The sequence below is a fragment of the Kribbella sp. NPDC000426 genome (assembly GCF_040300265.1).
Classification (GTDB): Bacteria; Actinomycetota; Actinomycetes; order Propionibacteriales; family Kribbellaceae; genus Kribbella.
The window spans coordinates 581,589-606,843 of the sequence record NZ_JBEPDK010000002.1 but is presented as its reverse complement, the minus strand read 5'-3'; the positions used below and the strand labels follow the sequence as shown (position 1 = coordinate 606,843).

At 67.6% G+C, this 25,255-nt stretch carries 23 protein-coding genes; 5 read left to right on the top strand and 18 right to left on the bottom strand.

All coding sequences use genetic code 11. The annotated features are described in order from the left end of the window. Nucleotides 1-7: 7 nt before the first annotated feature. From ABT313_RS10750 to ABT313_RS10740, 3 genes are all read right to left on the bottom strand, one after another. Nucleotides 8-937, bottom strand: a complete 930-nt coding sequence (locus ABT313_RS10750) for an oxidoreductase (protein WP_350850947.1) — start codon at nucleotides 935-937, stop codon at nucleotides 8-10. 37 nt (nucleotides 938-974) lie between these two features. Further along, nucleotides 975-2,444, bottom strand: coding sequence for a M4 family metallopeptidase (locus ABT313_RS10745; protein ID WP_350850945.1), 1,470 nt, complete (start codon nucleotides 2,442-2,444; stop codon nucleotides 975-977). A gap of 132 nt (nucleotides 2,445-2,576) precedes the next feature. Further along, entirely contained in the window at nucleotides 2,577-3,032 is a 456-nt protein-coding gene (locus ABT313_RS10740; protein WP_350850943.1) for an Lrp/AsnC family transcriptional regulator, read from the bottom strand. An 82-nt stretch (nucleotides 3,033-3,114) separates the two neighbouring features. Here ABT313_RS10740 and ABT313_RS10735 point away from each other — a divergent pair, with 82 nt between their 5' ends. Continuing rightward, complete coding sequence (locus ABT313_RS10735; RefSeq protein ID WP_350850941.1) at nucleotides 3,115-3,675, top strand: RBBP9/YdeN family alpha/beta hydrolase; 561 nt, start codon at nucleotides 3,115-3,117, stop codon at nucleotides 3,673-3,675. A gap of 41 nt (nucleotides 3,676-3,716) precedes the next feature. Beyond that, complete coding sequence (locus tag ABT313_RS10730; RefSeq protein ID WP_350850939.1) at nucleotides 3,717-4,751, top strand: winged helix DNA-binding domain-containing protein; 1,035 nt, start codon at nucleotides 3,717-3,719, stop codon at nucleotides 4,749-4,751. A 92-nt stretch (nucleotides 4,752-4,843) separates the two neighbouring features. Here the strand turns inward: ABT313_RS10730 and ABT313_RS10725 are convergent, their stop codons facing one another. The 8 genes from ABT313_RS10725 to ABT313_RS10690 all read right to left on the bottom strand — a co-directional run bounded on the left by ABT313_RS10725 (nucleotide 4,844) and on the right by ABT313_RS10690 (nucleotide 15,176). After that, nucleotides 4,844-5,656 (bottom strand): M48 family metalloprotease, encoded by an 813-nt coding sequence (locus ABT313_RS10725; protein ID WP_350850937.1) that lies wholly within the window; start codon nucleotides 5,654-5,656, stop codon nucleotides 4,844-4,846. Between the two features lie 291 nt (nucleotides 5,657-5,947). Beyond that, nucleotides 5,948-7,093 carry a VldE C-terminal domain-containing protein gene (locus ABT313_RS10720; RefSeq protein WP_350850936.1) on the bottom strand — a complete coding sequence of 382 codons (1,146 nt, stop codon included), beginning with the start codon at nucleotides 7,091-7,093 and terminating at the stop codon, nucleotides 5,948-5,950. A gap of 15 nt (nucleotides 7,094-7,108) precedes the next feature. Then, the gene (locus tag ABT313_RS10715; RefSeq protein ID WP_350850934.1) at nucleotides 7,109-7,888 is read right to left on the bottom strand and encodes a hypothetical protein; all 780 of its coding nucleotides are present in this window, start codon (nucleotides 7,886-7,888) and stop codon (nucleotides 7,109-7,111) included. A 150-nt stretch (nucleotides 7,889-8,038) separates the two neighbouring features. Beyond that, complete coding sequence (locus ABT313_RS10710; protein ID WP_350850932.1) at nucleotides 8,039-9,895, bottom strand: hypothetical protein; 1,857 nt, start codon at nucleotides 9,893-9,895, stop codon at nucleotides 8,039-8,041. A 164-nt stretch (nucleotides 9,896-10,059) separates the two neighbouring features. Then, a complete protein-coding gene (locus tag ABT313_RS10705; protein WP_350850930.1) occupies nucleotides 10,060-13,317 on the bottom strand; it encodes an ATP-binding protein in 3,258 nt (1,085 codons plus the stop codon). Beyond that, entirely contained in the window at nucleotides 13,314-13,877 is a 564-nt protein-coding gene (locus ABT313_RS10700; protein WP_350850928.1) for a hypothetical protein, read from the bottom strand. Before ABT313_RS10700 ends, ABT313_RS10705 begins: the two co-directional genes overlap by 4 nt. After that, the gene (locus ABT313_RS10695) at nucleotides 13,877-14,161 is read right to left on the bottom strand and encodes a hypothetical protein (RefSeq protein ID WP_233714649.1); all 285 of its coding nucleotides are present in this window, start codon (nucleotides 14,159-14,161) and stop codon (nucleotides 13,877-13,879) included. The genes ABT313_RS10700 and ABT313_RS10695 overlap by 1 nt, the downstream gene beginning before the upstream one ends. A 52-nt stretch (nucleotides 14,162-14,213) precedes the next feature. Further along, nucleotides 14,214-15,176 carry a conjugal transfer protein gene (locus ABT313_RS10690; protein ID WP_350850926.1) on the bottom strand — a complete coding sequence of 321 codons (963 nt, stop codon included), beginning with the start codon at nucleotides 15,174-15,176 and terminating at the stop codon, nucleotides 14,214-14,216. A gap of 764 nt (nucleotides 15,177-15,940) precedes the next feature. Here ABT313_RS10690 and ABT313_RS10685 point away from each other — a divergent pair. Beyond that, nucleotides 15,941-16,816: an aldo/keto reductase gene (locus ABT313_RS10685; RefSeq protein WP_350850924.1), complete on the top strand. Its 876-nt coding sequence runs from the start codon at nucleotides 15,941-15,943 to the stop codon at nucleotides 16,814-16,816. 161 nt (nucleotides 16,817-16,977) lie between these two features. Then, a complete protein-coding gene (gene trxA / locus ABT313_RS10680; protein WP_350850922.1) occupies nucleotides 16,978-17,367 on the top strand; it encodes a thioredoxin in 390 nt (129 codons plus the stop codon). A gap of 40 nt (nucleotides 17,368-17,407) precedes the next feature. On the opposite strand, the gene ABT313_RS10675 is transcribed toward trxA, so the two are convergent. From ABT313_RS10675 to ABT313_RS10660, 4 genes are all read right to left on the bottom strand, one after another. Continuing rightward, nucleotides 17,408-18,109: a hypothetical protein gene (locus tag ABT313_RS10675; RefSeq protein ID WP_350850920.1), complete on the bottom strand. Its 702-nt coding sequence runs from the start codon at nucleotides 18,107-18,109 to the stop codon at nucleotides 17,408-17,410. A 225-nt stretch (nucleotides 18,110-18,334) separates the two neighbouring features. Then, nucleotides 18,335-18,769: a GNAT family N-acetyltransferase gene (locus ABT313_RS10670; RefSeq protein ID WP_350850918.1), complete on the bottom strand. Its 435-nt coding sequence runs from the start codon at nucleotides 18,767-18,769 to the stop codon at nucleotides 18,335-18,337. After that, nucleotides 18,770-19,171, bottom strand: coding sequence for a VOC family protein (locus ABT313_RS10665; protein WP_350850916.1), 402 nt, complete (start codon nucleotides 19,169-19,171; stop codon nucleotides 18,770-18,772). Nucleotides 19,172-19,411: 240 nt separating this feature from the next. After that, on the bottom strand, nucleotides 19,412-20,683 hold the full coding sequence (locus tag ABT313_RS10660; protein WP_350850915.1) for an NAD(P)/FAD-dependent oxidoreductase: 1,272 nt from the start codon (nucleotides 20,681-20,683) through the stop codon (nucleotides 19,412-19,414). 90 nt (nucleotides 20,684-20,773) lie between these two features. On the opposite strand from ABT313_RS10660, the gene ABT313_RS10655 reads away from it, so the two are divergent. Beyond that, nucleotides 20,774-22,312 carry a helix-turn-helix domain-containing protein gene (locus ABT313_RS10655; RefSeq protein ID WP_350850913.1) on the top strand — a complete coding sequence of 513 codons (1,539 nt, stop codon included), beginning with the start codon at nucleotides 20,774-20,776 and terminating at the stop codon, nucleotides 22,310-22,312. A 213-nt stretch (nucleotides 22,313-22,525) separates the two neighbouring features. Here the strand turns inward: ABT313_RS10655 and ABT313_RS10650 are convergent, their stop codons facing one another. From ABT313_RS10650 to ABT313_RS10640, 3 genes are read right to left on the bottom strand one after another with little or no spacing between them, the layout of a single operon-like run. Further along, on the bottom strand, nucleotides 22,526-23,650 hold the full coding sequence (locus ABT313_RS10650; protein ID WP_350850911.1) for an NAD(P)/FAD-dependent oxidoreductase: 1,125 nt from the start codon (nucleotides 23,648-23,650) through the stop codon (nucleotides 22,526-22,528). Continuing rightward, on the bottom strand, nucleotides 23,647-24,159 hold the full coding sequence (locus ABT313_RS10645; protein ID WP_350850909.1) for an isoprenylcysteine carboxyl methyltransferase family protein: 513 nt from the start codon (nucleotides 24,157-24,159) through the stop codon (nucleotides 23,647-23,649). The genes ABT313_RS10650 and ABT313_RS10645 overlap by 4 nt, the downstream gene beginning before the upstream one ends. Further along, the gene (locus ABT313_RS10640) at nucleotides 24,159-25,211 is read right to left on the bottom strand and encodes a type III polyketide synthase (RefSeq protein ID WP_350850907.1); all 1,053 of its coding nucleotides are present in this window, start codon (nucleotides 25,209-25,211) and stop codon (nucleotides 24,159-24,161) included. Before ABT313_RS10640 ends, ABT313_RS10645 begins: the two co-directional genes overlap by 1 nt. Between the last annotated feature and the right edge of the window lie 44 nt (nucleotides 25,212-25,255).

Below are 25,255 nucleotides of genomic sequence, written 5' to 3'. Positions count from 1 at the left end.
TGTGTCACTACCTCAGCACGGTGAGTGTCGGATCGACCCCCGTTGCCTCGACAGACCAGTCCCACAGCTCCTTCGCCAGCTCGGCGTCCTGCGCGGTCCGCGTCGGCAGCACGACCTTCGGCGTACCGCGGTACTCGAAGAAACCCGGTCCGACGAACGATCCAGGCCGCAGATCCGGGTACGTCGCGGCGTACAGGCTCGGCCACGCGCCGGCCGCGGCGGACTGCGCGACGAGCCGGGTCGCCACGGCCCAGAGCTGCGCCTGACGGCGATTGCCCGCGAGCTCAGGCCCTGCAGCCTGCAGGTGCGTCGAGGCGTACCCGGGATGCGCGCCGACACTCAGCAGATCAGCCCCGGCCGCACGCGCCCGGCGGTCGAGCTCGAGCGTGAAGAGCAGGTTCGCGAGCTTCGACTTCCCGTACGACTCCCACTTCCGGTAACTGCCCGCCGGCCGCCGAAGATCGGCCTCACTGATACCGCGAACGGTCTTGTGCATGAACGAGCTGACCGTCACCACGCGGCTGCCCTGCACCAGCAGCGGCATCAACCGACCGGTCAGCGCGAAGTGACCGAGGTGGTTGGTGCCGATCTGCAGCTCGAACCCGTCGACGGTCTCCCGGTACGGCGGCGCCATCACGCCGGCATTGTTGATCAGCAGATCGAGCCGCTCGTACGACGTACTGACCTCGCCGGCCGCCTTCTCGACACTCGCGAGATCAGCGAGGTCCAACTCGAGCACGATCGGCGCTCTCCCGGCCTTCTGCGTCAGCGTCTCCGCAGCCTGTGCCGCCTTCTCCGGATTGCGCGCCGCGACCAGCACGTCCGCGCCGTGTCGCAGCAGTTCGAGCGCGGTCTCGTACCCAAGTCCGCTCGTAGCGCCCGTCACGAGCGCCAGTTTTCCGCTGAGGTCAGGGATGTCCGCAGTACTCCAGGTCATGCGCCCACAGTAGTGGTGGGCGCACGACCTGCAGCCGCTATGACAGGATCTTGCGGGCCTTGAAGGCGTCGGTCACCGTTTGCGCGGCGGCCTTGCCGTACAGCAACCGGGCAGCCTGGACGGTGTCCTGGGCCGCGGCGGCGAACGAGGTGTCGGGGTCGTAGAAGTACGTGGCCTCGAGGATCAGCTTGTTCGCCTTGGTCCGGCCGAGCGCCTGGTGGATGTCCCACAGCGCGTTCGACCAGATCTCACCGTCGTCGTGGACCTCGCCGTCGATGTCGTCTGTGGTCTTGCCGGTGTCGGTACGCCGCAGGCAGTGCGGCTCGTCGGACGTGTACGACGTGGCGTCCCAGTCCATCACGCACGGCAGGTTGAAGCCCTTGCTGACCGGGACCGACATGGTGACGGCCCAGTAGTCGCCGAAGCCCTCACCGATCGCACCGCCCTGTTCGGACTCGCCGAAGTTGGGAACGATGTCGTCCTGCATCGCGTGACCGTACTCGTGCCAGATGACCTCGGCGTCCTCGGCGTCGTCGACGCCTCCCTCACCGGTGGTGATCATGTCCGTCGATGGGTCGTACCACGAGTTGTCGTCGGGGACGGTGTCGACCGAGAAGTCCTGCGACTCGTTGTTGGCGTCCTTGAACCCGAGCGACTGGATGTACTCCTGCGCCTGGTTGATGTGGTAGTACACCATCACCTGTTCGAACTTGTTGTTCGCGCGCTGGTAGACGAACGTGTTGTTCTTGTTCTGCGCAAGACCGCCCTTCGCCTCCTTGATGTTGACGAAGGCGCCGTTCAGGTTTCCGGAGCCGTCCAGGTTGCGCAGTACGACGTTCTTCTGCGCCAGGAACAGGGCGTCCTGGTTCTTGTCGTTCATATCGGTCAGCTTCTCGTTCTTCGTGCTGACCACCGGGTTCGGGTCGAAGACCGAGCCGCGGCCGTCGACGTTGTCGCTGATCACCTTCGACGCGACCACACTGCCGGTCTTCGCGTCGACGAGCGACCGGCTGACGCCTTCGGTCGACCGGCTGGTGACGGTCCAGACCAGGCGGGCGTCGGGTCCGCCGACGACCGCGAGCTGCGCCGTACCGCTCGTCGCTTCCGGCTGCTTCGCGAAGCTCTTGTTCGGCCCGGCCGCGCGCGATCGGGCCGCCTGCGCGGTGACCGTGGCATTCGCGGACTGGGTCGCGGACGCGGGCGCGACCTTGGCGCTGACATCGAGGTTCGCCGGTACGGCGTCCCGTCCGTCGGCGATCTGGACCGTGCCGTCCTTCGCGACGTGCCTGGCGTAGTACCCGTCGACGACCGGCAGGCCCTTGAAGGTCTGCTGGTACCAGTAGTGCTTGCCGAGCAACGACGTCTTGGTCTTGATCAGCTTGAGCCCGTTCGGATCGGCTGTCGCCGCCTGCGGCGCGGCCCCCGCGGCGCTGGTGAACGACAACCCGAGCGCGACAGTCGCCAGTCCTGCGGTGGCGGCCACAAGCGCCTTGCGGCTTTTCGACATACGCTTCCCTCCCACGTTCCTGTTGCGTAACGCAACCACTACGGTCCGTCGAACCCTAGTTCGGCGTACCGTCCGCTGGGAAGCGGAACTTCGCGGGATTCTGCGGATTTCGCGGCGGCAAGGGAAATCCTGTTATCCGAGGGCGAGCGGCTTGCCCGGGTACTCCCGCAGTACCAGCGAGGTGCTCACCGGCCCCAGCCGGCCGATCGCGTCGACCACCTGCTCGAGCCGGCCCGCGTCGGGCGCGTGAACGTCGAGCAGGAAGCAGTCCTCACCGGTCAGCCGGTACGTCGCGACGACCTCTCGCAACGTCGCGAACAACTCGAGTGACTCGGGGATCCGGGCGTGCGTGGTGCGGACGCGTACGACGGCGTGGATGTTCAGCCCGACCTTCGCGGGGTCGACGACCGCGCGGTACCCGGTGATCACGCCGGAACGCTCCAGCCGCTGGATCCGCGCCGACACCGCGGGCTGGGAGAGGTTCACCTTCCGTCCGATGTCGGCCCCGCTCAGCCTGCCGTCGGTCTGCAGGATCGCGAGGATCTCGCGGTCGATCGGGTCCAATGAACCAGTCGTTGCCTCGCTCATCGACCTTCATTTCATCAGCTCAGGACGCCGTACGGCGATGACTCCTCCATCATGACAGTCCTACATCGCTTCTGGAGACTTCATGACCTTCATCATCATCCCCGGCCTGGACGGCTCCGACGAACACCACTGGCAGTCCCGCTGGGAGTCCGAATGGCTCACCCCCACCATCCGCATCCAGCCCGCGTCCTGGACCTCCCCCGACCTCACCGACTGGTCCGACGCCATCACCCGAGCCGTCGCTCAGGTGCCCGACGACATCACCTTCATAACCCACAGCCTTGGCTGCCACGCCCTAGCCCACTGGCTCACCCAGTCGCCGCCCGCCCGGATCCGTGGCGCCTTCTTGGTCGCCCCTCCCGATCCGGAGGCCCCTACCTTCCCGAGGGATCGCCTACCAACTTTCACGTCCCTGCCCACTCCCCGGCTCCCCGTTCCCGCCGTCCTCGTCACCAGCACCGACGACCCCTACTGCAGCCCCGCCGCCGCGACTCGCCTGGCCCGATCCTGGGCAACACCCCACATCGCCCTCCCCGACCTGGGCCACATCAACACCGCAAGCAACCTCGACCTGTGGCCCGCGGGGCGTGATCTGCTCACCGCGTTCACGGCCGGTCTGGGATTCGAAGCGGCCAGTTTCTGACCGCTACCTCTCCTAGCGTTGGAGCTGGAGAGGATCTTGTCATGACTACGTTGAGCCTGTGGGCATTGAACCGTGCCACGCTCGATCGCCAATGGCTGCTCGAACGCCACGACGCCACCGCGCTCGAAGCGATCGAGCACCTGGCCGGCATGCAGGCCCAGGCCCCGCTCGCGCCGTACGTCGGCCTCTGGACCCGGCTGAACAACTTCCAGCCGGCGGAACTCGTGAACCTTCTGGAAGACCGCCAAGCTGTCCGCGGCTCGTTGATGAGGGCAACCATCCACCTGGTTTCGAGCCGCGACTTCCTCGCCTTCCGGCCCCTCGTCCAGCCCCGGCTGGACCGCGAGATCTACCAGAACATCACCTACGGCCGGCATCGCCTCAAGGGCCTCGACGTGAACGCCGTACTCCGCGCCGGCATCGACCGCATGACCGAGAGCCCGGCCACGGCCGTCCAACTCCGCGAGTACCTCGGCAAGCTCTGGCCCGACCGCGAACCCGCCGCCCTGGCCCACGCCGTCCGCTGCCTCCTCCCCACCATTCAGATCCCACCCCGAGGCATCTGGAACAAAGGCGGCAACCCCACCATGACCACCGCCGACCTCTGGCTCAACTCCCCCATCACCACCAAGCCCTCCGCAGAAGCCCTGGTACTGCGCTACCTAACCGCCTACGGCCCCGCGACGATAGCCGACGCGCAAACCTGGTCCGGCCTCACCCACCTGTCAGAAATCTTCGACCACCTGGACCTCCGCACCTACACCACCCCCAACTCCACCCGCCCCCTCTACGACCTCCCCGACATCCCCCTCCCACCCGAAGACATCGAACCCCCCACCCGCTTCCTCCCCGAATACGACAACCTCCTCCTCTCCCACGCAGACCGCTCCCGCTTCACCCCGACCCCCACTTCCCTCCCCGTCCCCAAAGGCACAATCCTCCACAACGGCTACACCAAAGCCCTCTGGACCCAATCCAAATCCAAATCCCAAACCACCCTACAAATAACCCCCACCACCAACCTCACCCGCCAAGCCTGGCAATCAATCGAGTCAGAAGTGCACCAACACCGTTGAAACCAACGAGACCGCGACACATTTTCGGATCCAACTCCGTGCGCCGCGGTCTCCTTATTATCCGCTCAGACTCGACCAGAACCGACTCCGCGTCAGCCCCAGGCTTTCGGCGGAATGCCTCCGACCCGCTCGAGCACACGCACTCGCTCGACCAAGGATGGCGTGTTCGCCATGACTTGAGCGCGACGGCTCTCGTCACGTCCCAGCGACTGCTGATGCTGCATCTGCCAGCCATAGAGCACCTGCACCAAAGTGCTGCCGTACCCCAAGGCGGCGGCCTTCTGATCGGCCTGCCTCACGTGCCAGCGGTTAAGCCATGCGAGGAACGGCGGCGCGATAAACGGCGTGATGAAGAGGAACGGCCAGATGTAGCCGTGTCCAAGGGCGAAGACAGCGATGATCAGTCCAACGTAGGCCATGGCCAAGAACCCGCCAATAAGGCAACCCAGTGCCGGGACTCGCCTCATCAGTCGAGCAATAGCTCGTACAACGATCAGCCCACAGCGCGCTGGAATCGAGTACCAGAAGCTGAGCATGCTCAGCCATGATCGCCCGCCGAGATGATGCGCCAACTCATGCGCCAGGACAGACTCGAGGTGCGTTGGCGGCAGGGTGTAGAGCGCCCACCGGGTCACTGCGACGACATGTCCCGGGGTCGGAGTCGCATTGACTTCGTCCGACTCCTGAATCCACAAGGTGTACCGCCCACGACCCACATCCGCACGTGCCAACAACTGATGCCAGATCGGTCCCAGGCGCTCCTGCTCGACCAGGGTCGGTTCGCGAAGCCGGAAGAGATATCTCGCAAACAGCGGCTCGGCCGGCGCCACAAAGCTCACTGCGCCGGAGAGAATCCACAGGACGACGACGATCCAGCCCCACCCGAAGCCGATCGCACCCGCCACCCAAACTACGAGAACCAAACTCCAGAAGAACCACGGGACAGCGGTCAGCAACGCAACCCATGCAGACGGTTCTGGCAGGAAAGCAGGCCCAACTCCCGGACGAGGGCCCTTCCCCGGTCCGGCATTCGGCGGCAATTCCCGTGGTGGCATGCCGCCCTGAGGAGGGCCGTAGTTCGGAGGTAGTGCAGGTCCAGGATCAGATGGACCGGGCCAGCCACCGTTCTCTTCGTTCGGCTCGCCGGGGCCGGTCATGTCTTTCTCCTCAGGTTGGCGGTTTGGGTCCGTCCATTATCAGTACAGGGATACGTGGACGTGGTCGAAGTGGCCGCCGGTGGCGTCGGTTGGGTTGTAGACGCCGCCGCCGTTGTAGGGGATCCAGGTGCCTCGGCGGGCGGACCAGATCTTGCCGTACCAGATGACGTAGTGGACGCCGGTCTGTCCGGCGGTGGTTATGGCCCAGTTCGCGATCTGGTCGCCGCGGGCGCGGGCGGGGGCGGACTTTCTCGCGTCTGTGCCGACCATGACGTCACAGGCCAGGCCGCGAGGATGGTCGCTGGTCGGGTTCCATGCGTGTGCGTCCCAGCAGCTCATGCTCAGGTTGCCGAGATTCTTGCGTGCTAGCGCGACCCAGGCCGCCGTACGCGGCGTCACCAGCCCACCGGTGCCGGTCGGGTCTGTAACGGTCGCCTTCTGCTGCGGCCAGACGCCGTTGACCGGCTTGCCTGCGGTCAATCCGCCCGACTGACCGCAGTTGTCGTCGTCCTGCAATCCATCGACGACTGACCCGCCCGCTGGCGCGCCGGTGCGACCGGCGTACGGGTTCCCGGCTCGGCTCAGGTCGATGCCGGCGGCAGAGGCGATCTCGCGGGCCTCTTGCTCGCGTACGGCGTACCTGTCGGGGAACGCGGATACCTGGACCGCCTGCGCTGCATCACCGAGCGCCATCGAGGGCCAGCCGTTGATGTCCACGAGGCCAGGCGGATCTGGCGCCTGGGATCCGCCGAAGAATGCGTTGGCGGCGTACCGCGGATTCATGATCTGAAGGCGAGAGCCCCAACCGGCCGCAGGTCGCTGCTGGAACAGACCGACCGAGTCGGCGTCGCCGTACGTCAGGTTCTGGAGATCCGACTCGACCAGCGCCGTCATCAACGCGATCAGTGTTGCCTTGCCCGGTAGGCCCCGCTGCACCGCGACGCTGTCGATCAGTTTGGCGAATGCGATCTGCGTCGTGCGAAGGGGTCCTGTGGGCTTCGGATCGCCGCCTTGGCCGGGAAGCCCAACAGGGCAAGCAGCCTGGTTCGTCGTACCGCCGCCGAAGGGTGCCAGCATCAGCAGACTTGCGACTCCGATGATCGCCAGCGCAGCCGCACCTTTGGCGAACCACCCTCGGCCGACGACCGACAGGAGTCCCCGACCGAGATCACCCTCGTCGAACATCGCAGTCCCCTGCCGTCACGGTCCCGTACCGCCGGATACGTCGCTGATGACCCACTGGCCGTTCTGGTTTGCCAGCGTGATGAGCAGAGGTACGTCGAACCGCTGGGCGTGTTTGCCGGTGACGTCGATGGTGACCTTGACGAAGCGCGTGATGCGGCTCGGAGTGTTGACCGGTGCCTCCGCATTTGCCGGTGGCGCGGTCACCGGAGCTGCGAGAACCGTCGATTTGCCACCGTCGCTCTTGAGCGCTTCGTACGTCGGATCTCCCGCCGCGGTGAAGCTCGATGCCACGTCGGAGGTCATGTACTTCGCGCATTTCGCCACCAGTGCGGCGTACGTCTCCGTGGCCGGGTCACGGGTGTAGAAGGCTCGCGCCCACGCACCGACGACATCGGTCGCCATGGCTGTCGCCTCGACCGCCGGTCGTTGAGTCTGCGGAGGCGGAGTTGTGAGGTCAGAGCTGGTGGGACCTACGGGCTGGTTCGACTGGGTCGACGGCGCAGTCGGGAGTACCACCGAGCGACCGGGTGTCAGCAGGCTGATGGGGGCTCCGTCGTCCTTGCTCTTGCCGCCCAGGAGGCGTGGCAGTCCGCCGCCGACACCGAGGATGATGACGGCAAGGATGACGACCAGGACGACAATAGCCGCGGGGCTCGTCGGTTCGGCTTGGCGCTGATTGCGCAGCCAAGCCATGCGCTGCACATGATCGTCACGACGCCAGTTCTTCTTCGCACGACGTCGGTCGCGACCGTGCAGCTCGTCCAACTCTTCCGGGTACTCGTAGTCGTTGCTCATCAGCGAGCGCCAGCCCTCGGGAGCGTCAGGGCGCGGCCGGCCTTCCCGGCGGTCCGATTCCGAACCGCTGGGGTCAGGTGCGCGATGCCGCGACTGACTGGCGCCTTCGCGGCGGTCGTGCGGCGATCGTGGTTTCCGGGCCATCCGGCATCACCTACGCGTCGGCACGTGCACCGTCACGCCGTCCTTGGTGACAGCCGAGTACTCGCGGAACCTCCGCGGCTGCGACTGCGCTGCCTTGCGCCGTACTCGTTGTCCCTTCGGCGGCCCTTCGCGCAGGCTCGCTGAGTGCGTGTGGGCTCGCGGCTCGTAGCGGACATCATTGGAAGGCACTGGAATGGGACGCCGTGAGTGACGGGCCTTCTGCGCGTCATTGGCTCGACGGGCGCCACCCGACGACGAATTGGTCGGTGCTGCGACGCCGGCACTGGTGACCGTGATCGTCGGACGCTTGTCCGCGTCCTTCGCCTGCGAACGCGCCCGGGCGAGGTTGAGACCCGAGGTCGTGCGCGTGGGACTGGCCGCGGAGGCGAGTCGACCGGCCGCTCCCCCGGCGGCAGCCGCAGCTGCCGCGTGCTGACCAGCGGGACCAGCGCCGCTCGGGCCTCCTGCGGCACCGTCCACACGGCGTCCGCCCAGACCCGCGGTGAGCTCGTGCGGCGAACTGCCGCCGGAACCGCGCGCCAGAGAACCAACCACGGGAGCCTGCCGATACACACGGACAGAGGAGACCCGTTGGGAAGCCGACTCCGAAGTCCGGATGCGATCGCGACTGCGCTCAGTAGGCGCCGGTGCCGCACCTCGACTGCTCAGGGCACCCATAACCCGCTTGACCGCACTCATCGCACCACGACGCGCAAGCCCACCCAGCATGATGCTGCCGGCACCGGGACGCATCATCGTCGTAAGGCTGTCCAGCAAACGCCGCAACCGGAATCCGACGATCAACACGGCGATCGCGAGGCCCGTCACCGGCAACCACCCAAGGGAGCCCGTCAGGGTGAAGACGGCAGTGACAAGCGTTAGCGACGTACCGAACACGAGCATCGCAAGGAAGGACTGAAGCACGAGTCCGACCAGTGCCTCGAACCAGTTCAGCCCCCACTGCCGGGGTCTGCCGGGAATGATCCACAAACAGGCAAAGAACACCCCGACAACGAGGAGGAGCAACGCGCCGATGAACGCCATGAGGGCCGTGAACGCCAAGCCGATGTTCAGGAATCCGAACAATGTCGCCGCGATGGCTGCGAGCATCACCACTGCTGTTCGACCGAAGGGGTTGTCTCCCTTGACCCATTTCGCGGTCGGTGAATCCTCGCCACCTTCTGCAGGAACGACGACCTTGTTCACATAGTCCATTCGATCCTTGGGATTCACTCCGACGTCGAGCATGCCCTTGCCGTACCGCTCGCAGGCGGCGATCGACCCGAACTCTGCGATACACCACGGAGTGACAGCGAAGCCTCGCCAACTGGCATCCGCCGACTTCCGGAGCAGGGTGTCCTTCGACGTTCCGGTGAAACCGGGCTCAGGCCATGGGATAGGGGTTTGCATCGTGGGCCCGAGCGCATCCGAAGAGGCCGTCATCACGGCACTCGCACCCATCTGCCGGGCGCCGTCAACACCGCGTAGCCACGTCGCTGGTGCGAGCGCAAAGCTGATACTCAGGACTCCCGCGACCAGTACCCAAGCAAGCTGGCCCAGCGAGCTTCCAGTTGCGCGGCGTTGGGTGTAGGCCGCCACAGCACCGAACGCTAGGGCCGACGGGAGCAGCCAACCGACCAACTGGGTGCCAGTGGCGCCGATCGTGGCGGATGTCGCGTCAGTCAGCGGTTTCACATCGGTGAATGAGAAGAGCCACCAGCCAACGGAGATCGCGGCTCGCGTAATCGCGGTGATGTACATCATCACCAGGTACGCGTAGCCGTTGAAGATCATGTTGAACGAATCTGTCAGGCCCGTGTCGAAGTCGAGTCCGTAAGCCATCGGCGTGTACTGCTCGAACAAGGTTCGAGTGTCGCCGTGGGTCAGGTCAGGGGTGGGGAGTAGGTCGGCGAAGCCTGTGGGGTTGGTGGGGCCTTGGTTGGGGTCGGCGGCTAGGGCTACCTGGGCTGTGATGATGAAGGAGATGGAGAGGACGGTGGCCGCGGTTCGGAGGCGGCGGGGCCACCTCATGCGACGTGTTCCTTGTTGTCGGTGTGGTGGTCTGGGTCGGGGGTGGGGTCGTCGGGGTGGGCGGGGTACATGGCTTCGTTGTAGGCGGCCTCGTCGGCTTCTTGGTCGTAGACCTCGTCGGGGCCGATCGGGTAGTCGTGGCGGAGGGGGCGGCGGTCTTGCTGGGGTTCTTGGGTGTGGGGAGTGGGTTGTTGGCCGTTGGGCTGGGGCCGTTGCCCGTTGGGCTGGGGGTGTTGGCCGTTGGCCTGAGGTTGGCCGTTGCCCTGGGGTTGGCCGTTGGGCTGGGGTTGGCCGTTGGGGTGGGGCTGTTGGGCGTTGGGGCCGGCGTTCTCCGAGCCGTGGGACTGGCCGTTCTCCGGGGCGTGGGACTGGCCGTTGGGGGTTGGGGGGTGGCCGTTTTGTTGGGCTACCGGGAGTTGGGGGGTGTCCTCTGCCGGTGAGGGTGCGGCGGGACCGTATTGCGGTTGCGGTGACGGGGTGGCGGCTTGTTGCGGGCCCGCGGGTGCCGGCGGTTGGGGGCCGGGGGTGCGGGCCGGGGTGCCGCCGTTCAACGACGTAGGTGCACCGTTCTGGGGCGCGGGGCCACCGTTCTGAAGGGCGGGGCCACCGTTCTGGGAGGCGGGGCCGCCGTTCTGGGGGGCCGGGCCGCTGTTCGAGGTGGGGTTGTACGACGGGGTGTCGTCGTACCGGTGGGCCTCGTACTGGGCGGTGGCGGTGGCGGCTGGTTCGAAGAGGTCGTCTTCGGCGAAGGGGTCCTCGGGGGCGGTGGGGAGGGCCGGTTGGGCGGGGGTGTTGGCGTGTTCGGATTCGGGGGTGGTGCGGAGGAGGGCGGCTACGCGCTGGCTGGGGATGTCGATCTGGACGGTGGCTACCTCGTCCCAGCGGTCGCGCATGATGCAGTGGCCGTGGCGGATCGACTTGCCGTTGGCGGCGGTGTTGATGCCGCGGACCAGGGTTTGGTACGGCGCGGTCTGCGGGCGGCCGAGGAGCTCGAGCAGCGAGTCGACCTGTTCGCGGGAACGCAGGCTGAACGCGAACAGGGTCGTGATCTGCTCGACCAGACCGGGGAGCTTCAGGATCGACGCCGGGTCCTGGGTGTCCAGGACGAGCGAGGCGCCGAGGGCACGGCCGACACGGGCGATGTAGTCCAGGAAGGACGCGCCGTCCGGGGTCTTCGTCAGCAGGTGGACCTCGGGGACGATGACGACCTTGGAGCGGCCGCGGAACTCGCGGCGGCCCGTCGTACGGACCATCCAGGCGAGGCAGCCGCGGAGGCAGGCCATGCCGACGCGTTCGATCGGGGACCAGGACTCGGGCGCCGACTCGGGCGACGGGAGCGTAAGGCCGGGCATCTGCACGACCCAGAGGCCCGGGTTCGTGGTGAGGGACGACAGGCCGGACGGCGGGCCGGCGACGACCGAGCCGAGTCCGGTCTCGACCAGGTCGCGCAGGGCGAAACCGACCGTACGCACGGTCTCCGAGTCGGAAGCGCACAACCGCTGGATGACGCCCCACGACGAGGGATCGGGCGACTGGATCTCGGCGCGCGTCGCTGCCATGACGGGAGCCTCGGCCGCACCACGCAGATGCGGCGGCAGCAGAAGCATGAGCTGCGAAGGCGCCTGCAGCAGCGCGTCGTCGACAGGCAGCACGCGCAGCAGGTCCGCAGCACCGGAGAACTGCGCGGTGATCTCAATGACAGCAGTCGGTACGCCGTACTCCGCAGCAACCGCCGACACACCCGCAGCGTCGCCCTTGAGGTCCAGCAGCGGCACCCAAGCACCGGCGAACGCGGAGTCCAAACCGCCCAGCATCGCCGCAGTGGTCTTACCTCGACCAGACCGGCCCAGGAACAGCGTCGTCGTCGCGTCACCAAGAGCGGAACCAGCAGCCGCGTCAAAACGCACCAGACCAGGCGTAGACCCAGTCAGATAGCCAATGGCAGGACCAGTCGCGTCACCGATCGACGCACCGCCCCAGAACCACGACCCGAAGAACGCAGTCGACTCCCGCACATGCCCGAGGTCCGGCACGCGCAACTGATCGCCAGGCAACGACTCCAGCCACAGGTCGCGCTGCTCGTCAGCACCTGCGGCCACAGTGATGCCACGGTCCGCATAGTGCGCGATAACCGCGTCTACATAGGCTTCCAGGTCTTCACGCGTGTCGGCGCTGACCAGCAACCGCGGGTGGTCCTCGACCAGCGTCAAACCGCTGCGGTTGATGTCGCGCTTGACCTCACGCATCACACGCTCGGTCTCCACGATCTCGTCGGCAGTCTCCTCCGCCGTACCCTTCGCGGCCGACCGGCGCTGTTCCTTCGCGCTCTTGCGGGTCTCGTCGACCAGATGCCGCGCAGTCTTCTTCGTCAGCACGCGGAAACGGACCGATGCCTCGACCGTGACGTCGATTTCCTCGCCGTCGTCGTCGATCGCCTTGATCTCCGACAGCGTCCGCAGCCACTCCCCCGCGCCGGGTGTCTCGAGCTCTTCGGGGAAGTCGGTCATCGCCAGAACAGTCGTGTACGCCGCGATCTGCCCACGCGTGTCGTAGATCCGCAGGTGATCGGTGTACGGCACCACGCGCCCCGACGTCAGCCGGGCCAGCGAAGCACCGGTGATCAGACCACGCCGCGGCGCCGCGACCGCACCACGATGCATCTCCCGGCTGATCAGCCAGGAGATCACCTCGGCCGGCGCGGTGTGCGCACGCCAGACCGTCGAGCCGAGCTGACGAGCGAGCTTGCGCACCCGCTCGTCCAGGTGCGCGAGCTCGCGCGCACTGACCCGCCACGACGTCGTACCGAGAGCGTCGCTGATCGAACCCCGCACCTGCGCGGTCGCCCGCGGGTCACGGTCACTCAGATGTACGCCGAGCGCGACGTACCGCTCAGGCATCCGCATCTCGTCGATCCGGTCGGCCCGGGTCTGCGCCCACGCGTCGTGATCGCCCAGCCGGTAGTGGCCGGCCATCGAGTCGATGTAGTCCTGACCGGTCGAACGGCCCCACACCACCTTCAGGTGACTGAGCCGGTCGCCGAGAATCGTCGCCGCAGCGCTGACCGCCGCGTCCAGAGCCGCGTCCTGCTCCGACTCGGTGGCCAGGTCCGTGTTCGCCACCGAGATCAGGAACCACGCCTCGGCGCTGCGCTCGGTCACCAGCAGGCCGTCGGCGATGGCAACAAGACGAGGTGGCGGTAGGCCGCGCTCGCGGCCGACCCCCACCAGGTTCAGGAGCTTGTCAGCGATCTTCATTCGCGGCCCTTCCCTGACGACGTCCTGCGACTCACCCGTTGTACGTGATCCGAACCCAGCAGGCGCGCCCGCTGGTTCACGGTGATGTCCGCACCCGCGCGGACCATCGGATCCAGCTCCACCACGGCTTCGCGTTCCCACTCCGGCGTCACTCTGGCCTTCGCCAGGTCGGCCACCTTCCGGGTCGAGATGCGCTCACGCCACGGCAGGTACTCCGTCTTGTCGGCGGCCCGCGCACCGAGACCGATGATCGGCCGGTGCGCACGCAACGCGTACCGCACCGCGAGCGCCCACTCGGTCACCCGGCGGCGGCGTTCGTGGAACTTGCCGGGCCGCCAGCCGAACGCCGTGATCACGAACGGCGGCACCACGTACAAGGACACGGTCGGCTTCTTGGGTACGCCGATGAACGGGAACAGCAACGCGATCCACAGCACGATGATCACCGCACCGAAGATGATCATCCGCCGGCGCGCGCCTTCGCCGAGGTCGATACCGAGCAGGTCGTACTGCCGGGTCTCGATCTCGAAGTGGTGGGTGAGGGTACGGCCGACGCGCATCAATTACCTCCGGACAGCAATCCCCAGAAGCCCTTGAGCACGTTGATCGTCTGGTTGTTGGCGTAGATCAGCCCGCCGACCAGCACCCCGGCCGCGATGTGGCCGAACAGCTCGCCCCACTCGCGCTTGAAGTAGTGGCCGATGGCACGCAACACGAGGATCGCGATGAAGATGTTCCCCGCGATGACCAGGACCCAGTCCTTGAAGTCCGCGCCCGTAGGGACGTTGGGGTCGGCCATGGGCACGGCAAGCTGAACCACGCTCGCAGCCAGTTCGTGCGTCATCATTGCGGTGTCTCCCTTGTTGCCTCGGTCATCCGATGGCCAGTCGCTGGATTCATCCGACGGCAGCCACTTGCCATCGTTGTGCTCCGTCGGTGGCGACAGTACGCCTCAACGTGAGCGTGTACGTCTGGTCCAAGGTGGTGTCACCGACCCCGTCCCAGGTGACGGCCGCGGTCGCCCGCCGCTCGTCGTCGTTACCCGTGTAGACCTGCCAGTCCTTGAGCTCGCCGAACTTGACCGCACCGTTCAGGCTGCGGATGGTCGAGCCGGGCGCGGTCACCGCCGACACCTTGTTGTCGGACTCGGCATACGCGCCGAAGAACGCCTCGGCGTCCTTCTGGGTCGCCGCCGTCAGGTCGTCGTCCGGCACGCCTGCCTGCGGCATGTTGTCCGGCAGCGCGGCCCGCACGTCGGGGACGAACGTGGGCGGCCCGCTGACGATGACCCGGGCCGCGGTCCGGACGACCGGGACCGAGATGCGCTCCCAGACGACCGGTCCGGCCTTCCAGCCCCTGCCCTGCCGGGTGAAGGTGTGCACGCGGACCCGGACGTCCACGACGGCGGTCAGGCCGTTGGAGTCGGCCGTCACCTGCCCCGGATAGGCAACGTCAGCCGTTTGTTTGCCGCGACCGTTCCATCCCGCGCGGCTGTCCAGTCCGGCCGCGAGGTCGAGACCGATCTGCGCCGGACGGGCGTCGGGGTTGTCCTCGTCCCAGGTCAGGTACGAAACGGCGTACCGCGTCGCGACTGCACGCGACTCGTCGGCCGGGAAACTGCTCTGCCCGCTGACAACGGTCTCCGGTGTCCGGTTCGGGCTGATCCAGGAGCGGATGCCGCTGATGGCAGCCAGCAGCAGCACAACGACCACGAGACCGCGGAAGAACCGCCTTGCCCAGGTGGAGAACGACGACTCCGGCTCGGTCGACCACGGCGTCTGTCCAGGCTCCAGCACCTCGCGGACCGGCCCCGGTGCGGCGTGCGCACCATGCGCGCCGTGTGGCGAACGCTGTTTCAAACGTTCGGGTGTGCGGTGCGCCGGGTCCTGCTGCGGCACCTCCGCAGGGCCCGACGGACGTTGTGCCGGCCGTCGGGGCGGCGCCATCACACCACCTGGCGGAGGCGGCCCCTGCTGCTGCGGAGCGGAATACTGCGCTGCTACGCCCTGCGCTTGCCGAGGGGTCGGTGACACCGGGCCACCGGGGTGGTCCCACCACTCCGGCGCGGTGCTCTGCGGGCGCCCTCTGCCCGCCTTCTTGGTCCGGCGCTGGTCCGACCAATGCTCACCCTTTGGCGGCAGATTCAGTACAGTTCGCCACCAACTCATCCCTACCCGCCCCTCAGACAGCAGTTACGCGGACAGTAGCCGGGAGGATACGGCAAGCAACCGTCCTCCGGGAGACCTGAGCCCAGGATCCGGATGGTCCATCGCTCCCCGCAGCCATACTGTTACCCCGGTCGCGGGCAGTGTCACCCTCACCGTCACTATTACCGGCCAAGCGTGACACCTTCGGCACCGTCGTCATAGCTCCTCTCTCATGACCGTTCAGGTCGACTGGGCAGCGCACACCATGCCACACGCCGTGGACAGGTTTCGAATATCCGTGCGAACAACATGGTAAAGAATGCACCAACTGATCACAGATAGTAACCGATCCGACGATCCGCCTGTGGAAAACTCTCCCGTGGCGAGGGGGTCAAATTCGCCTGTGGACAACCGCTTGCCGGAGACGCTCGCGGGCATAAGGTCGGAGTGACCCTGCTACCCCCTGGAGGACCAGGATGGAAACTCGCCGACTGGGCAGACTCGGACACCAGAGCTCGGTACTGATCTACGGCGCCGCGTCGCTCGGCGGAGTCGACCAGGACCGCGCGGATGCCTCGATCCAGGAAGCTCTGGACGCCGGCATCAACCACTTCGACGTGGCCGCCGACTACGGCGACGCCGAGCTTCGGCTCGGACCGCGGATGCCCGAGATCCGCGATCGCATCTTCCTCGCCACCAAGACCGGCCGCCGGACCTTCGAGGAGGCCTGGAGCGAGATCAACCGCTCGCTGGAGCGGCTGCAGACCGACCACCTGGATCTGATCCAGATGCACGCGGTCTGCGACCTGGAGAACCTCGATCTCGTCACTGGCAAGGGCGGTTCGCTGGAGGCAGCCATCCGGGCCAAGGACGAAGGCATGGTCCGGGCCATCGGCATCACCGGTCACACCGAGCAGGCGCCGTCGGTGCACACCGAGGGTCTGCGCCGGTTCGATTTCGACAGCGTGCTCACCCCGTTGAACTACAAGCTCTCGACCGATCCGCAGTATGCCGCTGACTACGCGGCTCTGGTCGAGGCCGTGAAGGCGTCGGACGCGGCACTGATGACGATCAAGATGATTGCCCGCCGCAACTGGCAGGACGGCGAGCAGAAGGCGTACGACACGTGGTACCGGCCGTTCGACGAGCAGCGCTACATCACCGCCGCCACCGCGTGGCTGCTCAACGGCCACCCGGAGATCACCGGCCTGGCTACTGCGGGTGAGACCCGGCTCCTGCAGCAAATGATTGTTGCAGAGCGGGAACGTGCCGACCTGACCCCCGAGGCGGCGGCGTCGATCCTCGGTGAGGTGCAGGACTACGCGTCACCTTTCGTGGATTCGCCCATCTGACCAACGACCGAGAACGTGGCCCAGGTCACATACGAGACTCCGCATTCCGGTCATGTCGTACGGCGTACGACGCCGGCCGGGGTGCGCGGTCCGGGGCCGGGAACAAGTCGGGGGCCGACAGGTGTTGAGCTAGTCGTACTCATCTACTTTCGGAGGTCGTAGTGGCAACGGTCGAGCTGACCCAGGACAACTTCAACGAGGTGGTCGGTGGCGACGGTCTCGTACTCGTGGATTTCTGGGCCGAGTGGTGTGGCCCGTGCAAGATGTTCGGACCGGTCTACGAGAAGTCGTCCGAGCAGCACGCGGACATCACGTTCGGCAAGGTCGACACCGAGGCTCAGGGCGAGCTCGCGCAGGCCTTCCAGATCTCGTCGATCCCCACGCTGATGGCGGTCCGCGACGGCGTCGTCCTGTACTCGCAGGCCGGTGCGCTGCCGGCGGCGAGCCTGGAGGACCTGATCGGTCAGCTGCGCGCGGTGGACATGGAAGAGGTCAAGGCGCAGATCGCCGCCCACGAGGCGGAGCACGGCAGCGAGCCGCACACGCACTGATCCAACGCATCAAAGCTGCGTCAGAGCTGCATCAAACAGTTCAGCCAATCCGGGAGCTCCCAGCGAGCTCCCGGATTTGTTGTGCCACGGCCTTCCGGTCCGGACCGGCGCCGACCTGACGGTTGGTCTCGATCGCGGTCAGCAGCCGGGTGCGTTCGTCGTCCCCGAGGCGGCCCCAGCCGTTCCGGACGATCTTGAGCGCGTGGTACTGCTCGTTGCCGGTCAGCGACCTGCTGATCGCCTCGTGCAGTACTGCGCTGTCGAGGAGGGACAGGTCGCCCTCCATCAGGCCGAGGGCGAGGACGCGGACGATCGGCGAGCCGGTGAAGAACAGGTCCCTGATCTCGTCCTTGTCGAACTTCTCAACGGCCGAAGCGTTCGCGACGCGCTGGACGATCCGGTCGAGAATCTCGCCGCGGACCGCCTTCAGTTCGGGCCCGCGCAACTCGGTGTAGATGGTCGCGTAGGCGTCGAGCTGCTTCTCCATGCCCAGCGCCTGCAGGGTGCCGGCGGTCCTGCGTGCGGTCGCTGCGATCTGCCGGACGAGGTGTACTTCGAACTCCCCCAGCTTCAGCCGCCTGATCCGGTCGACGATCGACGGCATGATCACCAGCAACAGCCCCGCGGCGAGAACCGTGATCAGCGGTCCTTGGCCGACGCCGGTGAACAGTCCGACGAGCCCGGCGACGAGCAACGCGCCGCCGATCAGCAGGCAGAGGATCCGCGACGACAGATCGACCACCGGCCTGGCCCTTACCGTCCAAGCAGGCGGCTCCACCGGGCGTCCGGCAGGCGCAACACGACCGGGTGGCGCGGAGCGGCCCGAGCCGTCGGGGCGACCCGGTGGCGCGAGATGGGCAGGCGGACCGGGCTGGCTGGGCGACGGGGATGGGTTCACGTCCGACATCGGGCAGGGCCTCCGTACGTCGTTGGCGAGTCCCCGTGATCGTGCCCGTGTCGTCAGCTATCAGCAAGAGGTCAAGCGGGCATCGGCCGTACGACGCATGAGCGTGGAGCTCCCGACCTGGTCCGTGAATCCCCAGCGTCGGTAGAACGGGATGAGCTCCGGCTGGCAGACGAGCTCGACGCTGCGAACCGGGGCCAGCTCAGGGTGGTTGACGACGGCATCCAACAGTGCGGCGCCCAGACCGGAGCCGCGGTGGGATTCGTCGACGATCACGTCCAGCACCAGGGCGATGTGCGTGAAGTCGGTGAGCACGCGTGCGAAGCCGACCAGGCGGTCCGCGAGGGTCACGCTGATCACGAGGTCCGAGTGCTCGAGAAGGCGCGCGACCTCGGCCGGCGTGCGGTCGGACATCCACCACGCCGTACGCATCAGTGCGGTCAGCTCCGGGATGCGGGACGGCGGCACCTCGGCCTGGATCGTCAGGTCAGCGGGCATCTAGAAGTCGCGTGAGCTGAGGACGCAGAACTCGTTGCCTTCAGGGTCTGCCAGGACGGTCCAGCTGGGGCCCTCGGGTTGGCCGACGTTGACGCGGCGGGCGCCGAGCGCTTCGAGGCGGGCGATCTCGGCGTCGCGGTCCTGGCTCGTGTGCGGCGCGAAATCCAGATGCAGCCGGTTCTTCACCGTCTTGCCCTCGGGCACCGGGACGAACACCATGCCGGGACCGATCCGCTCCCACTCCATGCCGTGCACCGTCTCCGGCTCGACCCAGCCGGGAACATTCACGCATTCGTCATCGGTCTCGATGATCGTCTTCCAGCCGAACGCCTCGGCCCACCAGGCCGCTTGCTTGCGGACGTCGTGGCAATCGATCACGACCGTGTACCACCTCAGCACCATGGCAGGAACCCTCGCACAGCCCACCGACAGAAACATCGACGAAACAGAAAGAGCGGGCCCTGGGCAGGAGAAAGACGCCAGGGCCCGCTCTCGGGGCTGACCGGAGCGGCGACATGGTGGCCGAGGTCGTGCGGGCAGATGAGGTGCTGCCCGAGGAGGGTCACCGGAGGGCTGCTCGAGGAGACGGTCAGCGGGACGGCGGGACCACATCGTCGGGGTCCCGCCATGTCATGAACGTCGTCAGCGGAGTGGGTTGAACGGCCGCAGTTCCTCCGGCGCGCGGCCGGTGGTGATGGTCTCGGCCAGCAGTTGGCCGGTGATCGGGCCGAGGGTGATACCCCACATGCCGTGCCCACCGGCCGCGAAGACCCGCGGCGACGCGGTCGCGCCGATCAGCGGCAAGCCGTCCGGAGTGCACGGCCGCGGACCGACCCACTCGAACGTCCGGGCGTCCAGGTCGGCGTCGCGCAGCAGCGGCCGGGCGGCGTCGACGATCGCGTTGATCCGGCGCGGGTCGAGCTTCGCCTCCGGCTTGCGGAACTCCATCATCCCGGCCACGCGGAGCCGGTCGCCCAGCGGCGTGCAGGCGATCCGCTGCGCCGGGAAGTACACCGGGCCGGCCGGCACGTGCGCCATCGGGACGCTGAAGCTGTACCCACGACCCGCCTGCACCACGGTGCGAACGCCGAACTGCCGCGCCAGGTCGCCCAGCCACGCGCCGGTCGCCATCACGACCGCGTCGAACGGGTCGGTCTCGCCGTCGCCGGTGACCAGCCGGACGCCGCGGATCTCGTCGACGATGTCCTTCACGACGACGCCGTCGATGATCTGCCCACCGCGGGCGACCACCGAGTCGGCCAGCAACTTCACGTAGGCGCCGGGGTTGATGAACCGCTGCCCGTGCAGCCGGATCGCGGCGCCGATCTCGTCGGACAGCGAGGGCTCGATCTCGCGGGCGTCGTCGCCGCTGATCGCCTCGAACTCGATGCCCTGGCCGGCAGCGTGGATGTGCTCGATCTCCTCGAGCAGCACGCTGCGCTCCTCGACGGTGCGGTACGCCGCCAGGAACGACTTCGCCTCGTACGTCTGCGCCTCGACCCCGGCCTTGGCCAGGAAGTCGAACGCGTCCAGCGCCTGGCGGTTGATCGGGACCAGCGACTCCATCGCGGTCTTCCAGCGTCCGGCGGTGCTGTTGCGAGCGAAGCGGGTGAGGAACTTGAGGAGCCGCGGGCTCGCGGTCGGCGGGACATACACCGGTGAGGAGGGGCTCAGCACCGCACGGACGCCGTACTTGAGGACCGCCGGTTCCGGCAGCGGGGTGGCCAGGCCGGGCGTCAGCCAGCCTGCGTTGCCCCAGGACGCGCCCGCGGCGACACCCTCGCGGTCGAGCACGGTCACCTCGACACCGGCCTCCTGGAGGAACCAGGCGGTGGCCAGGCCGACCATGCCCGCGCCGACGACGGCCACGCGGTCAGGAACGATGTGCGGAACTGCGGAACCAGCTGTGGTCATGTATCGATGGTGCGGCCCCGTCGAGCGGCTGTCATGGTGCGATCACACCATTGACGAGACAAATTACTGTGCTGAGAGCACAATAACCTGGTGATCACCGCGCCTGACCTGATTGCCGCCGTCGGCCCCGCCCTGTTCGAGATGGTGGTGACCGGAAAGGGCGACACCGAGGTCCGCGACGTGTTCCTGGCCGACCCCCAGGAAGCCGCGACGGGGCAGCCGGGCGATCTGGTGCTCGGACTCGGTCTACGCGACGCAGAGGACGCTGTGGAGCTCGTGGAGCGCTGTGCGGCCAGCGCCGCGTCCGGAGTGGTCCTGCGTACGGCGCTTGCGCACGAGCCGACCGTGGTCTCTGCAGCGGACAAGACCGCGCTGACACTCGTCGCGCTGCAGCCGAGCGTCACGTGGGCGCATGTGGTCTGGCTGATGCGCGGCGTGATCGACAGGGCTGCCGCACCGGACTCCCCCGCCGCTGGCGACGCCGGAGTACACCAGGAGCTGTTCGCACTGGCAGATGCGGCTGCAGCGATCGTCGACGCGCCTGTGACCATCGAGGACAACCAGTCGCGGGTACTGGCGTACTCCTCTGGGCAGGACTTCACCGACCCGACCCGGGTGTCGACGATTGTCGGTCGCCGGGTGCCGGCAGAGGTCATTGCGCACTTCCGGGCCCGTGGCATCTTCCGGCGGCTGGCGCGGTCCAGCGAGCCGTTCCTGGTGCCGGACGGGCCGAATGGCATCCGCCCGCGTCTCGTCGTACCAGTCCGGGCTGGTGGTGAGTGGCTGGGGTCTATCTGGGCTGTAGTCGACGGTCCGGTGAGTGATGCGGTCACTGCGGAGCTCAGCAACGCCGCATCCGTGCTCGCATTGCACCTGTTGCGGCTGCGGGCTCAGGCCGACGTAGCTCGGCGGAGTGCGATCGACCGGCTCCGGACGATCCTGCGGCAGTTCTCACCGGACAGCCCGGTCGACGTACGGCTCCCGCGGCAGCCGTGGCGGGTGGTGGCACTCGGCTCGCCGGACGGGTACGACGTACCCCAGCAGCTGGACCTGTGGGAGTCGACCGGGCGCCGGCACGGGTGGAGTGAGCCGCAGCTGGCTGATCTGGACGGGACCGTGCTGGCAGTCGTGACGGACACGGACGGCCCAGGGTCGTGGAACTGGCTGCAGAAGCTCGTGCAGGAGCAGGCACCGGGCACGTACGCGGCTGCTGGTGGTCCGGCGCGCGGTCCGGCCGACCTGCCCAGTTCACGAGCCGAGGCGGTCGAGTTGCTCGGTCTGGTACGGCGTGGTCTCGCGCCGGGGCCGGCGTTGCGGGTCGAAGAGGCGTGGCACGTGCTGACTGTTCACCGAGCGGTGACGTCGCTTGATACCACCAAGCTGGATGGTCCGCTCGCGACGCTGCTGCGGCACGACATCGAGCACGACACGGGATATGTGGAAACGTTACAGGCGTGGCTCGACTATCCGGGTCAGCCGCAGCGGGCGGCGCGCGAGTTGCACCTGCACACGAACACGTTGCGGCACCGGATGAAGCGGATCGGGGAGATCGCGGAGCTGGATCTCTCGGATCCGCGGGAGCGGCTGGCGTTGCAGCTGCAGATTGCCGCCGTACGAACCGAACACTGAGATGTACGCCACAGCCCCATGTAACAAGGCTTCATATTCCGGCAACTGTTGGGCAACATCCGGCTGACAGAGTCTTCCTTGTCAGCCGGTCCGGCCTTTCACCAGGAGGCCGGAACGGCTCGGGTCCGAGCTTTTCACCAGGAAGCTCGGGCCACACGTAGGCCCGGCGATTGTCTGAGCGATCGCCGGGCCTGCGATATTTCCGGCCGTTGCCTAGGACAACCGGTTGACGATCGTGCGGTAGACGCCGGGGAGCGCGGCCGCGGCCGGGACGATGCGCGGGGCGAGCAGCGGGCGGTTGCGGGCCCAGAGCAACGATGCGGTCAGCAGGCGGCACTCCCAGGAGACGCGGCGCCAGGCTGCTTCGTAGTCCTGCGGGCGGTCGGCGCGGACGCAGTCGACGAGCTCGGCGGAGGTGCGGAGGGCGACGGCGATACCTTCGCCGGTCAGCGCGTCGACGTACCCGGCGGCGTCACCTACCAGCAGGACGCGACCGGCGACCCGCCCGCGTACGCGCTGGCGGAGCGGGCCGGCGCCCATCACCGCATTCGCCGGCGTGGCGTCGCGAAGGCGTCGCTTGAGCGCGGGGAACGCGTCGAGGTGCGAGTCGAAGGTGCCGCGCGCTGAGGTGAGGATCGCCACGCCGACCAGGTCGTCGGCGACCGGAGTCACGTAGACCTCACCGAGCCGGGACCAGTACACCTCGACGAGGTCGGTCCACGGCGCGACCGCGAAATGCTGCCGGAGCCCGCGCCGCACGCCGCCTCCGGCGCCGTACGGCGCGGAAGAAGAACCGGAGCCGGGCAGGCCCGGACGGAAGCCAGGTGGGCGCGGGTGGAAGCTGGTTGGGGATGGCTGTGCGAGGTTTAGTTGGCGGCGGATGGGTGAGTGGAGGCCGTCGGCGGCGGCCAGGTAGTGGGCGGTGATGCCTGCGGCGGTGACGGACGTGGAGTTTTGGGTTATGGCACCGACTCGGTCGTGGATCACCGGGACGTTCAGTTCGGCCAGGCGTTTCAGCAGCGCGGCCTGGAGGGTGGTTCGGCGTACGCCGAGGCCGGGGCCGGTGGTGAAGCGGGCGTCTACCTGGTGGGTGGCGTCGACGTAGCGAATTCCGTGGAACGGGCGGCCGGAAAGTTCCACGCCGAGGCGGGTGAGGTACTCGACGGCGCTGTGGGCGATGCCCTCGCCGCATGCCTTGTCGATGGGACCGCTACGCGGCTCCACGACGACGACCGACAGCCCCGCCAAGGCGGCCCGGATCGCGGTACCGCAGCCGGCCGGCCCGGCCCCGGCCACAAGCAGGTCGACGTCCGCCCCGCCGGCTCCGGGTCGGCTCACTTGACCAGGGCGGAGTTGAGCGCGGTCTCCTCGGTGCGGATGCGAATGGCGAGCAGCGGGAGGTTCAACACCGTGAACACCAGCGCCGTGATCCACGCGGTGTGGACGAGCGGCAGCGCGATGCCCTCCGCCACCACCGCCACGTAGTTCGGATGCCGGATCCAGCGATACGGGCCGCGGGCAACCAAATGCAGACCCGGCACGACGATCACGCGCGTGTTCCACTGGTGTCCGAGGACCGAGATGCACCACCACCGCAGCCCCTGCGCGAGCAGCACCACGACCAGCATCGTCCACCCCAGCCACGGGATGAACGGCCGGTACAGCGCCTCCACGATGCACGCGGCCAGCAGCCCGGTGTGCAGCACCACCATGAACGGGTAATGTCCGCGCCCGGACTCGACCCCGCCCCGCGCGAAGCTCCACTTCGCGTTCCGCAGCGAGACCACCAGCTCGGCCACGCGCTCGCACGCGACCAGGATCACGAGGCCCAGATACCAGCCGTACATCACCACTCCATCAGCACGAGCTCGGAACAGAAACCGGGTCCCATCGCCAGCAGCACGCCCGGGCCCTGAGGAGAAGGATCCAGCTTGAGCGTGTCACCGAGCACGTGCAGCACCGAGGACGACGACAGGTTGCCGACCGCATCCAGCGACGTCCAGGTCAGGTCCAGCGCACCCGGTCGCAGCCCCAGCGTCTCGGAGACCGCGTCCAGCACCTTCGGTCCACCCGGGTGACTCACCCACGTTCCGATGTCCGGCACGGTCAGCCCGTGATCCTCGAGGAACCCTCGGACGTCGCCGCCCAGGTACTGACGCACCACCTCCGGCACATCCGCACCGAGCACGATCCGGAATCCGCCCGAGCCGACGTCCCACCCCATCACCCGCTCCGAGTCCGGATACAGCCGCGACCGTGTCGCCACCACCGAAGGCCCGGACGCGAGCGGATGCTCAGACCCCGTCAGCACCACCGCGGCCGCGCCGTCCCCGAACAACGCCCCACCCACCAGGTTCGGCAACGAGGCGTCGTCGCGCTGCAGCGTCAGCGAGCACAACTCCACCGACAGCAGTACGGCGACATGCGTCGGCCACGCCGTCAGGTAATCGTGCAACCGCGCGATCCCCGCCGCTCCCCCGACACATCCGAGTCCGAACAACGGCAGCCGCTTCACGTCCTCCCGCAGCCCGACCCGCATCGCCACCCGCGCGTCGATCGACGGCGCCGCCACCCCGGTCACCGTCGTGAACATCAGTACGTCGACGTCGTCCAGCGCCAGCCCCGCGTCCTTCAGCGCCCCCGCGACCGCCTCCGCGCCGAGCTCGACGGCGGCCGCGATCCACTCGTCGTTCGCCTCGCCGAAATCCTTCAACGCGGCGTACCGCTCCAGCGGCAGCGCGAGATGCCGATACGACACCCCGGCGTTCGCGTGCAGCCGCCGCAGCAGCGCCGAGCTACGCCCGTCCGGCAGGCAGATCGAGGCGAACGCCTCGGTCAGCGAGGACTGCGGATAGCGGTACGGCGGGAGCGCGGGCCGGACCGCTGCGATCCGCGTCATCGTGGCATCGTTACGTCGGTGAAGATGGTGAGGTCAGTCAAAGG